2 protein-coding genes are annotated in these 12521 nt (G+C 71.2%); both read right to left on the bottom strand.

Translation table 11 applies throughout. The annotated features are described in order from the left end of the window. Positions 1-8222 (bottom strand): SDR family NAD(P)-dependent oxidoreductase (locus ACIBSV_RS50210; RefSeq protein ID WP_395874645.1); only part of this gene is annotated, 8222 nt, incomplete at its 3' end. Positions 8223-8279: 57 nt separating this feature from the next. Further along, positions 8280-12521: SDR family NAD(P)-dependent oxidoreductase (locus tag ACIBSV_RS50205; protein WP_395874643.1), on the bottom strand; the 4242-nt coding region annotated here is incomplete at its 5' end.

Below are 12521 nucleotides of genomic sequence, written 5' to 3'. Positions count from 1 at the left end.
TAGGGTTTGAGGGCTTCGGCGCAGGCGTCGAGGTGTTCGCGGAACGGTGTGGACGTGGCGTACAGGTCGAGTGCCATGCCGTCCCATTGGCTGCCTTGTCCGGGGAAGACGAACACGATCTTGCCGGGGTCGGTGGTCGCGATGCCCTGGATGAGGTCCGGGGTTTCCTGCTGCTGTGCGAGGGCTTTGAGGCCGGCGGTGTGGTTGCCGATGACTACCGCGCGGTGCTCGAACAGCGTGCGCCCGGCCAGTACACGGGCGACCGTCGTCGCCGACAAGTCGGGCCGGCTGTGCAGGTGTTCGCGAAGACGGCGAGCCTGCTCGCGCAGCGCCTGTGGCGAACGCGCCGACAACAGCCAGGGGGAGGGCAATGAGTCGGCGACAACCGGGGTTTCCGGTTGCGGCTCCGGGTCGACCGGCGCCGGCGCGACGACCGACACCGGTGCCTGCTCGATGATCACGTGCGCGTTGGTGCCGCTGATGCCGAAGGACGAGACACCGGCGCGGCGCGGGTGGTCCGTCTGCGGCCACGATTCGCTCTCCGTGAGCAGGGTGACCGCGCCTGCGGTCCAGTCGACGAGCGGGGAGGGTTCGTCGATGTGCAGTGTCTTGGGCAGTACGCCGTGCCGCATGGCCAGGATCATCTTGATCACCCCGGCCACCCCGGCGGCGGCAAGCGTGTGCCCGATGTTCGACTTGATCGACCCGAGGCGCAACGGCTGGTCGGCAGCGCGGTCGGTGCCGTACGTCGCGAGCAGGGCCTGAGCTTCGATCGGGTCGCCCAGCACGGTTCCCGTACCGTGTGCCTCGACCGCGTCCACCTGGTCCGGCGCCAGTCGCGCGTTGGCGAGTGCCTGGCGGATCACGCGCTGTTGGGAGGGGCCGTTGGGTGCGGTGAGTCCGTTGCTGGCGCCGTCCTGGTTGATGGCGGAGCCGCGTAGTACGGCGACGATGGGGTGGCCGTTGCGTTGGGCGTCGGAGAGGCGTTCGAGCAGGAGCAGGCCGACGCCTTCGCCCCAGCCGGTGCCGTTGGCGGTGGAGGAGAATGCCTTGCAGCGGCCGTCCGGCGACAACGCCCGCTGACGACTGAACTCGATGAACGAACTCGGCGTGGCCATCACGGTCACCCCGCCCGCGAGGGCGAGCGAGCATTCTCCGCTGCGCAGTGACTGTGCGGCCAGGTGGATCGCGACGAGGGAGGACGAGCACGCGGTGTCCACCGTCACCGCCGGACCCTCGAACCCGAACGTGTAGGCCACCCGACCCGACGCGACACTCGTCGTGTTCCCGGTGGACAGATAGCCCTCGACGCCCTCCGGCACCTTGGCCAGGCCCGAGGCGTAGTCCTGTGAGATCACCCCGGCGAACACACCCGCGTCGGTGCCGCGAATGTCGGCGGCGTCGATGCCCGCCCGCTCGAACACCTCCCACGCGGTCTCCAGGAGCAGCCGTTGTTGTGGGTCGGTGGCCAGTGCCTCGCGCGGGCTGATGCCGAAGAACTCCGCGTCGAACCGGTCCGCGTCATAGAGGAATCCGCCCTCACGCGCGTACGAGTGTCCGACCCGGTTCGGGTCGGCGTCGTAGAGGTTGTCCAGATCCCAGCCGCGCTCGGTGGGGAATCCACCGATGGCGTCGGTGCCTTCGGCGACGAGTCGCCACAGGTCCTCGGGCGTGCGGACGCCGCCCGGGAAGCGGCAGCTCATCGCGACGATCGCGATCGGGTCCTCGGCCGGCCCGCCGTCACCGAGTACGCGCGCGGTGGGTTCTCCCGCCGAGGGTACGAGTCCGCCGACGACCTCGGCGCGGACGAACGCGGTGAGGGCGAGCGGGGTCGGATAGTCGAAGATCAGCGTCGCCGGGAGCCGAAGGCCGGTGGCCGTGTTGAGCCGGTTGCGCAGCTCGACGGCGGTGAGCGAGTCGAAACCCAGGTCACCGAACGCGTGTTCGCGATCCACCGCCTCGGGGGTGGCGTGGCCGAGCACGGCCGCCACCTGGGTCCGGATCAGGTCCAGGATCAGCTCGTCCTGCTCGGCGGCGGACCGACCGGCCAGCCGCCGACCGAGCGAGGAGCCCGCACCGGCCCCGCCGGCATGGGCGGTGCGTCGGGTCGAGATGCGAACGAGGCCGCGCAGCAGGGTGGGCAGGGTCCCGGCCGTCGCCTGGGCACGGAGTGCGGCGGGGTCCAGGTGGGCCGGGACGACCAGGGCGTCCCCCCTCGCCACGGCGGTGTCGAACAGGGCGAGCCCGGTTCCGCTGTCGAGCGGCACCAGTCCGCTGCGGGCCACCCGGGCCCGGTCGGTGGCGTCGAGCGTGTCGGTGATTCCGCTGGTTTCGGTCCAGAGTCCCCAGGCGAGTGAGGTGGCGGGTTGGTGGTGGGTGTGTCGGTGGTGGGCGAGTGCGTCGAGGAAGGTGTTGGCGGCGGCGTAGTTGGCTTGTCCGGGGTTGCCGAGGGTGCCGGCGATGGAGGAGTAGAGGAGGAAGTGGGTGAGGTTGTGGTGGTGGGTGAGTTGGTGGAGGTTCCAGGCGGCGTCGATCTTGGGGCGTAGGACGGTGTCGAGGTGTTGGTCGGTGAGGGTGGTGAGGGTGGCGTCGTGGGTGGTGCCGGCGGTGTGTACGACGGCGGTGAGTGGGTGGTCGGTGGGGATGGTGTCGAGGAGTTTGGTGAGCGCGGTGCGGTCGGCGGCGTCGCATGCGGTGATGGTGATCCGGGCGCCGAGTGCGGTGAGTTCCTCTTGGAGTGCTGTGGCGCCAACGGCATCCGGTCCGCTGCGGCTGGTCAGCAGGAGGTGTTTGGCGCCGTGTCGGGTGACGAGATGGCGCGCGATAAGGCTGCCGAGGGTGCCGGTGCCGCCGGTGATCAGGATGGTGCCGTTGGGGTCGAGGGGGCGGGGGAGGGTGAGGACGACCTTGCCGGTGTGTCGGGCCTGGCTGAGGTAGCGGAAGGCCTCGGGTGCACGGCGGATGTCCCAGGCGGTCACCGGCAGCGGCCGGATCGCCCCGCTTTCGAATAGAGCCAGCAACGCGGCGAGCATCTCCCGGATGCGCTCCGGACCCGCCTCCATGAGATCGAACGCCCGGTAGGTGATGCCGGGGTGTCGGGTGGTGATGGTGTGGGGGTCGCGGATATCGGTTTTGCCCATTTCGAGGAAGCGTCCGCCGGGTTGTTGGAGGCGGAGTGAGGCGTCGACGTGTTCGTGGGCGAGGGAGTTGAGGACGATGTCGATGCCGCCGTGGTGGTGGGTGGCGGTGTGGAAGGTGCGTTCGTAGTCGAGGGTGCGGGAGTTGGCGATGTGGGTGTCGTCGAGTCCCTGGGCGCGGAGGGTGTTCCATTTGGTGGGGCTTGCGGTGCCGTAGACGTCGAGGTCGAGGTGGTGGGCGAGTTGTACGGCGGCCATGCCGACGCCGCCGGTGGCGGCGTGGACGAGGAGTGTTTCGCCCGGTTGTGCTTCGGCGAGGTCGACCAGGCCGTAGTACGCGGTCAGGAACACGATCGGGGTCGCGGCGGCCTGCTCGTCCGTCCAGTCCGCCGGGACTCGGGAGAGGTATCGCCGGTCGGCGATCGTGCGCGGTCCGACACCACCTTCGAGCAGGCCCATCACCCGGTCGCCGGGGGCCAGGTCGGTGACTCCCGGGCCGACCTCCAGGACCACCCCGGCGCCCTCGCTGCCGATCAGGGCTTCACCCGGGTACATGCCGAGGGTGATCATCACGTCCCGGAAGTTCAGACCGGCCGCGCGCACCGACAGTCGCACCTGATGCTCCGTCAACGGAGCGTCCGCGATCGGCGACGGGAGCAGCGCGAGGTTGTCCAGCGTTCCGTGCCCGGTCACATCGAGTCGCCACGCCGGCTCGGCGGCGGTCGGAATCACCAGCGACGGACGGGAGTGAGCGGGGACCAGACGCGGGACGAACCGCGCTCCCCGGCGCAGCGCGAGCTGCGATTCGCCCTCGGCGAGCGCGGCGGGCAGGGCCGCGTACGACGCCGGATCGTCGTCGAGGTCCACCAGGACGAAGCGATCGGGGTGCTCCGTCTGCGCGGTGCGCACGAGCCCCCACACCGGCGCGCCGGCCGGCCGCACGGGGTCGTGTGCGTCGGTGGCGACGGCGTGACGGGTGAGTACGACCAGGCGGGTCGACGCCAACCGCTCGTCGGTGGACCACTCCCGGAGCAGCGCGAGCGCCGCACGGGTGACCGCGTGGGCGGCGCCGGCTACGTCGTCACCCGGGTCGACGATCGGCGTTGTGACGACCAGCCCCGGTACCGGATCGCCGTTCGCGATCGCGGTCGCCACCGCGGCCGGGTCGGCGTACACCGCGTCGGCGGACGCGGAGATGCCGTGCGGGTCGGCACCCAGGACCGCGAACGGGACGCCGGCCGGCTTGCCTTCGGGGGCCGGCGCGGCGAGCCAGTCCAGGTGGAAGAGGGAGTCTCGGCCGGTGTCCTCGGTGACCGCGGTGAGCCGATCGGCTGCGATCGACCGTAGTACGAGCGCCTCGACCGTGGCGACCGGTGCGCCCGCCTCGTCGGTGGCCGACAGCGCGATCCGGTCCGTCCCGGTCGGGGTGAGCCGTACGCGCAGCGCGGTCGCGCCGGTCGCGTGCAGGGTCACCTCCGACCACGTGAACGGGAGGCGCACGCCGTCCGGTTCGGGCGCGTCGCCCGCGAGGGTGTCCAGCACCAACGGGTGCAGTGCCGCGTCGAGGAGAGCGGGGTGCAGCCCGTATCCCGCGGCGTCGCCCGCCCGGTCCTCGGGCAGGCGGACGTCGGCGTACAGCTCGCCGCCCAGCCGCCAGACCGCGCGCACGCCCTGGAAGGCCGGGCCGTAGGCGTAGCCGCGCTCGGCCAGCCGCTCGTACAGGTCACCCACGGGCAGTGCCTGGGCCCCGGCGGGCGGCCAGACCTCTGCCGCCGCCGCGTCGTCATCGGCCGTGCCGAGTGCGGCGCCCCCGCGCTCGGCCAGGACACCGGTGGCGTGCCGCGTCCATGAGGCCGACTCGGCGCCGGCGCCGTGACCGCCACGACCGCCGGGCCCGCCGGTCGGTCGGGAGTGGATGGTGACGGTACGCCGTCCCGCTTCGTCCGGGCCGGCGATGGTGAGCTGGAGATCCACCCCGTCCCGGACCGGGAGCACCAGCGGTGCCTCCAGCGTCAGTTCCTCGATCGTGTCGCACCCGACCCGGTCGCCCGCCTGGATCACGAGGTCGATGAAGGCGGTGCCGGGGAGCAGGGTGGTGTCGAGGACGGTGTGGTCGGTGAGCCAGGGGTGGGTGGTGCGGGAGAGGCGTCCGGTGAGGATGAGTCCGTCGTTGTCGGCGAGGGGGAGTGCGGCGGCGAGGAGCGGGTGGTCGTTCGCGTCCAGCCCGGCGGCGGCGACATCGGCACCCGCGCGTGCTTCGAGCCAGTAGCTCTCGTGCTGGAAGGGGTAGGACGGGAGATCGTCCACGAACCCGGCTTTTGACGGAACCAGTGTGCCCCATACCGGAGTTCGCGCGAACAACCGGGCATGCGCGACGGCGGTGACGAGAATCTCCGGCTCCGGCTGCTCACGGCGCGAGGTCGGGATGAAGGCCGGCGAGGTGTCCTGGGCCGTGTCGTCCGACCGCAGACTCTCGACGGTCTCCCGAGCGAGCGCGGTGAGCGTGGTGTCCGGACCCAACTCCAGGTAGGTGGTGACGTTTTCGTGGTGGAGGGTGGTGATGCCGTCGTGGAAGTGCACGGCGTGGCGGATGTGGTTGGTCCAGTAGCCGGGATCCGCGAGTTGCTCGGCGGTGGCGATCGTCCCGGTGGTGTTGGAGATCAGGGGCGTGTGGGGGGAGTGGTAGGTCAGGTCGGCGGCCACGGCGTGGAACTCGGAGAGGATCGGCTCCATGTGGGGTGAGTGGAACGCGTGGCTGACCTTGAGTTCCTTGGTCTTGTGACCGGCCGCGCGGGCCTGTTCGGCGATGCGGAGGCAGAGTTCGCGGTCGCCGGAGATCACCGTGGCGTGGGGTGCGTTGTGGGCGGCGACGGAGACCAGGTGCTGGTGTCCGTCGAGGAGTTCGGCCAGTTCGTTGGGCGCGGCGCTGACCGCGATCATGGTGCCGCCGGTGGGTGCGGTTTGCATGAGGCGGGCGCGTGTGGTGACGAGGGTGGCGGCGTCGGGGAGGGTGAGGACTCCGGCGAGGTGGGCGGCGGTGAGTTCGCCGATGGAGTGGCCGATGAGGTAGTCGGGGGTCACGCCGTGGTGGGCCAGCAGGTGGTGCAGTGCGGTTTGGAGGGCGAAGAGTGCGGGTTGGGTGTAGCGGGTCTGGTTGAGGAGTTCGGGGTGGTGGTCGATCACCTCGCGCAGAGGCGTGTCCAGGTGCGGATCGAGATGGGCGACGACCTCGTCGAAGGCGTCGGCGAACACCGGGTACGCGGCGCGCAGTTCGGCGCCCGTGCTCGGTCGTTGGCTGCCCTGCCCGGTGTACATGAACGCCGTCCGGCCGGGTCCGGCGAGCCGATGGCCGTTTACCGCGGTGGGCAGGCTTCGGTCCTGTACGAGGGCGGACAGCCCGGCCAGGAAGTCGTCGCGACGGATGCCCACGACGGCCGCGCGCCGGTCGAAGACGGTTCGCCGGGTCGCGAGCGTGCCCGCGATCGCGGTGAGGTCGGCGTCGGGATGTGCCGTGACGTACGCGTGCAGCCGCTCGGCCTGCTCCCGCAGTGCCTGCGGCGTGCGGGCGGACAACACCCACGGCAGGGGCCCCGACGGCGACACCGCCGCGGTGGCCGGGTCGTCCTCGTTCGTCCGCGCGGCGGTCGAACCGGTGTCCGGACGCTCGGGATCCGCCGCGGCCTCCTCGGCGGGCTCGGGTTCGGGGGTCTGTTCCAGGATCACGTGGGCGTTGGTGCCGCTGATCCCGAAGGAGGAGACGCCCGCGCGGCGGGGATGGTCGGTCTCGGGCCATGGTTCCGCCTCGGTCAACAGCGATACCGTGCCGGCCGACCAGTCGACGTGCGGCGCGGGCTCGTCCACGTGCAGCGTCTTGGGCAACACCCCGTGCCGCAGGGCCAGCACCATCTTGATCACCCCGGCGACGCCCGCCGCCGCCTGGGTGTGTCCGATGTTCGACTTGATCGAGCCGAGCCGAAGCGGCGGCCCGCCCTGGCGGTCCTGCCCGTAAGTGGCGATCAGCGCCTGGGCCTCGATCGGGTCACCCAAGGTGGTGCCGGTGCCGTGCGCCTCCACCGCGTCGACCTGATCCGGCGTCAATCCGGCACTCATGAGGGCCTGTTGGATCACCCGCTGCTGGGACGGGCCGTTGGGCGCGGTGAGTCCGTTGCTCGCGCCGTCCTGGTTGACCGCCGAGCCGCGGATCACTGCGAGTACGTGGTGCCCATTGCGTCGTGCGTCCGCCAACCGCTCGACTAGCACCAGTCCGACGCCTTCGGCGAACCCGGTACCGTCCGCGCTGCCGGCGAACGAGCGGCACCGCCCGTCGGGGGAGAGCCCGCGCTGCCTGCTGAACTCCACGAACAGCCCCGGAGTGGCCATCACCGTGACACCACCCGCGAGCGCGAGCGAGCACTCGCCCTGTCGCAGCGACTGGACCGCCAGGTGCAGCGCGACCAGGGACGACGAGCAGGCCGTGTCCACCGTCACCGCGGGACCCTCGAGACCGAAGGTGTAGGACAGGCGACCGGACGCCACGCTCGTGGTGTTCCCGGTCAGCAGATAGCCCTCCAATGCCTCCGGTGCCTGGTGCAGGCGCGGCGCGTAGTCCTGCGCGATGGCGCCGACGAAGACACCGGTGTCGCTGCCGCTCAGCGCCGAGGGCCGGATCCCGGCCCGCTCGAAGGTCTCCCAGGCCGTCTCCAGCAACAGCCGCTGCTGCGGGTCGGTGGCCGCGGCCTCGCGGGGGTTGATCCCGAAGAACGCGGCGTCGAAGCCGTCCGCGCGCTCCAGGAAGCCGCCGGTCCGGGCGTAGGAGGTCCCGGGGTGTTCCGGGTCGGGATCGTACAGCCCGTCCAGGTCCCAGCCGCGCCCGGCGGGGAACCCGCCGATGGCGTCGGTGCCGTCCGCGACCAACCGCCAGAGCCCCTCGGGGGTGTCGACGCCGCCGGGGAACCGGCAGGCCATGCCCACGATCGCGATCGGCTCGTGCTTCTCGGACTCCACCTCGTGCAGTCGGCGACGGGCCTGGTGCAGGTCCGTGGTCACCCGCTTGAGATAGTCGCGAAGCTTCTCCTCGTTGGCCATCTGGCGTAACACTCCCTAACGCGAAACCGCGAAGTCACTGTGGTCGGAACGGGTGATTCAGGAGATGCCGAGCTCGTTGTCGATGAAGTCGAAGATCTCGTCGTCGGAGGCTGCGTCGATCTTCTCGGCCACCGCGGCGTCGCCGCCCGGGGCACCGGTACGGCTCGCCGACTCGTTGAGCCGGACCACGAAGTCCGCCAGCCGGGCGGCCAAACGTTCCCTGGTCCCGTCGTCGGGCACGGCGGTGGCCAGCGCCGCCTCCCACCGATCCACCTCGGCGAGCAGCGGCAGCGCGGGTGCGTCGGCGGGCACCAACTCGGTACGCAGAAACTCGGCCAGGACGCTCGGCGTCGGGTGGTCGAAGACCAGCGTCGCGGGCAGGTGCAGGCCGGTCGCGATGTTGAGCCGGTTGCGCAACTCGACGGCGGTGAGCGAGTCGAAGCCCAGTTCCTTGAACGCCTTCTCCGCCTCGACGGACTCGGACGCCGAGTGCCCGAGCACGGCCGCCGCCTGGGCGCGTACCAGTTCGAGCAACCGCTCCCGCGCGTCGTCGGGGGACAACGCGCGCAGCCGGTCCGCGAGCGAGGCCGAGATGTCGCCGGGTGCCGCGGGCGCCTCGGCCGCGCGGCGGAGCCGCGCCCGCACCAGGCCGCGCAGTACCGCGGGTACCCCGTCACCCGCCCGGGTGCGCAACGTCGCCAGGTCGAGCGGGAACGGGATGAGCACCGGATGCCGCAGATCCGCCGCCTCGTCGTACAACGCCATGCCCTGCGCGCTGGTGATGGGCAGGAAGCCCGTGCGCGCGAGTCGCTCGACGTCCGAGTCGTCGAGATGGCCGGTCATCCCGCTGCTCTCGGCCCACAGCCCCCAGGCGAGCGAACTGCCGGGAAGGCCGCGGGTGTGTCGGTGGTGGGCGAGCGCGTCGAGGAAGGTGTTGGCGGCGGCGTAGTTGGCCTGACCCGGATTGCCGAGGGTGCCCGCGGCCGAGGAGTAGAGGACGAAGCGCGCGAGGTCGTGGTCGCGGGTCAGCTCGTGCAGGTTCCACGCGGCGTCGACCTTCGGACGGAGCACGGCATCGACGTGGTCGTCGGTGAGCCCGCCGAGGACCGCGTCCCGGAGCGTGCCCGCGGTGTGGATCACGGCGGTGAGCGGGTGCGCCGAGGGGATGGCGTCGAGGAGTTTGGTGAGCGCGGTGCGGTCGGCGGCGTCGCATGCGGTGATGGTGATCCGGGCGCCGAGTGCGGTGAGTTCCTCTTGGAGTGCTGTGGCGCCAACGGCATCCGGTCCGCTGCGGCTGGTCAGCAGGAGGTGTTTGGCGCCGTGTCGGGTGATGAGGTGTCGTGCGGTGAGGCTGCCGAGGGTGCCGGTGCCGCCGGTGATCAGGATGGTGCCCTTGGGGTCGAGGGGGCGGGGGAGGGTGAGGACGACCTTGCCGGTGTGTCGGGCCTGGCTGAGGTAGCGGAAGGCCTCGGGTGCACGGCGGATGTCCCAGGCGGTCACCGGCAGCGGCCGGATCGCCCCGCTGTCGCACAACTCGCGGATTGCGACCAGCATTTCCTTGACCCGATCCAGGCCGGGGTCGAGGACGTCATAGGCCCGGTAGGTGATGCCGGGGTGTCGGGTGGTGATGGTGTGGGGGTCGCGGATATCGGTTTTGCCCATTTCGAGGAAGCGTCCGCCGGGTTGTTGGAGGCGGAGTGAGGCGTCGACGTGTTCGTGGGCGAGGGAGTTGAGGACGATGTCGATGCCGCCGTGGTGGTGGGTGGCGGTGTGGAAGGTGTGTTCGTAGTCGAGGGTGCGGGAGTTGGCGATGTGGGTGTCGTCGAGTCCCTGGGCGCGGAGGGTGTTCCATTTGGTGGGGCTTGCGGTGCCGTAGACGTCGAGGTCGAGGTGGTGGGCGAGTTGTACGGCGGCCATGCCGACGCCGCCGGTGGCGGCGTGGACGAGGAGTGTTTCGCCCGGTTGTGCTTCGGCGAGGTCGACCAGGCCGTAGTACGCGGTCAGGAACACCACCGGAACGGCCGCCGCCTCGGCGTACGTCCACCCGTTCGGCACCTGGGTGAGCACCCGGTGGTCGGCGACCGTGATCGGCCCGACACCGCCCGGCAGCAGGCCCATCACCCGGTCGCCGGGGGCCAGATCGCTCACGCCCGGGCCGACCTCCAGAACCACGCCGGCGCCCTCGCCGCCCGGCGGCCGGGAGTCGCCGCGCACCATGTCGAGGCCGATCAGAATGTCCCGGAAGTTCAGGCCGGCGGCCCGCACCTCCAGCCGAACCTGCCCCTCGCCCAGTGGTTCGAGGGCCTCGGGCGCGGGTTCCAGGTACAAATCCTCCAGGGTGCCGGTATGCGCGGACGCCAACCGCCAGTTGGCACCGTCCGCGGGCACCGCCAGGACCTCGTCGGCCACCGGACGGGTCAGACGCGGCAGGAACGCCTGCCCATGTCGCAGCGCGAGTTGGGGTTCACCGGTGGCCAGCGCGAGCCGAAGCACACGCTGCGACTCGGCACTGCCGTCGGTGTCGACGAGGATGAAGCGATCCGGGTTCTCGGACTGCGCGGAGCGCAGTAGGCCCCAGAGCGTGGCGCCCGGCAGGTCGGCCACGTCCTCGCCGGGGTGGGTGCCGACGGCACCTCGGGTGAGGACGGCCAGTCGAATGCCGGTGAGCTGCTCGTTCGCCGCCCACTCCTGAAGGAGCGCGAGCGTGCGCCGGGTGATCGTCCGTACGGTGGCGGCCGGGTCGGCGGAGTCGCCGTCCGTACCCGACGCGACCGGTGTCGCGGCGTCCAGCACGAGCACCGCCGGCTGCTCGGCGCCATTGTCGAAACGGCCCAGCCAGTGCAGCAGTTCGTCAGGGGTCAGGACGGGCGGACCGGAGGCGTAGGGGTCGGCTGAACCAGTGGACGAGGTGGACCGGATCGGCCTGTCGGCCTCGTCGGTCGACGAGCCGTCGGCCGAGGTCAACGAGAGCGGCGTCCAGTCGAGCCGGAACAGCGCCTCGTGCCGGTGTGGGGTGTCGCCTTGTCCCGCCGAGGCCAACGCGGCGAGTTGCTCCGGCGAGATCGCCCGAGTCGCCAGCGCGCCGACCGAGACCACGGGCGCGCCGACCGCGTCGGCGACGTCGAGCGCAACGACCCCGTCGCCCACGCGCGCAAGCCGAACCCGCAACGAACGTGCACCGGCGGCGTGCAGCCGAACACCGCGCCAGGAGAAGGGCAACCGGATCGATCCGTCGGTCGCGTCGTCCGCGTCCCCTCGTTCGTCGTCGCGAGACAGGAGGTCGCGCGCCATCGGGTGGAGCGCGGCATCGAGCAGCGCGGGGTGGAGCCCGAAGGCAGCCGGGTCGGTGCCCTCGGGCAGGCTCACCTCGGCGAAGAGATCGTCGCCGACCTGCCAGGCGGCGCGAACCCCCTGGAATACCGAGCCGTATCCGTAACCAGCGGAGGCCAGCGTCCCGTACAACTCGTCGGCGTCGATCGGCACGCCATCGACAGGCGGCCAACTCGTCGCGTCGAACGTCGCTGCCGTGGCGCCGAGTGGGTCGGGGGCCAGGGTGCCCGCGGCGTGCCGGGTCCAGGGTTGGTCGGTGTTCGCGTCGTCGCTGCGGGAGTGGATGGTGACGGCGCGCCGGCCGGTGTCGTCCGGGGCGGCGACGGCGACTTGGAGCCGGACGGCGCCGATCGCCGGGACGACGAGGGGGTTCTCCAGGACGAGTTCTTCGAGGTTCGGTGTGTCACCGAGCTCGGCGGCGTGCAGCGCGAGATCGACGAACGCGGTGCCGGGCAGCAGCACGGTGTCCAGGACCGCGTGATCGGCCAACCACGGGTGGGTGGCGAGCGAGACCCGGCCGGTCAGTACCAGCGGTCCACCGTCGGCGAGTTCGACCGCCGCCCCGAGGAACTCGTGTTCCGTCGAGACGAGTCCGAGCCCACTCGGGTCCTTGGCGACGGCCGGGGTGTCGAGCCAGTAGTCCCGGTACTGGAAGGCGTACGTCGGCAACCCGGGATCGGGGGTGCCCGACGCGGACGGCGGGGGGATGTGCGTGGCCAGCGCTCGGGAAACGCCGTGGGTGTGCAGGGTTGCCAGGCTGGTGGTGAAGCGGTGGTGGGTGCCTTGGTCGCGGCGGAGGGTTTCCACGACGTGGACGTTGGGGTTGTTGGCCGTGTCGGAAATGGCGTGGGTGAGGACGGGGTGGGGGCTGGACTCGATGTAGATGTGGTGGTTGTTGTGGGTGAGTTGTTCGATGGTGGGTTGGAGGAGGACGGGGTTGCGGAGGTTGTCGTACCAGTAGTGGGCGTT

The organism is Embleya sp. NPDC050154 (genome assembly GCF_044460165.1).
Taxonomy (GTDB): Bacteria; Actinomycetota; Actinomycetes; order Streptomycetales; family Streptomycetaceae; genus Embleya.
This window is presented reverse-complemented; position numbering and strand designations above follow the sequence as displayed.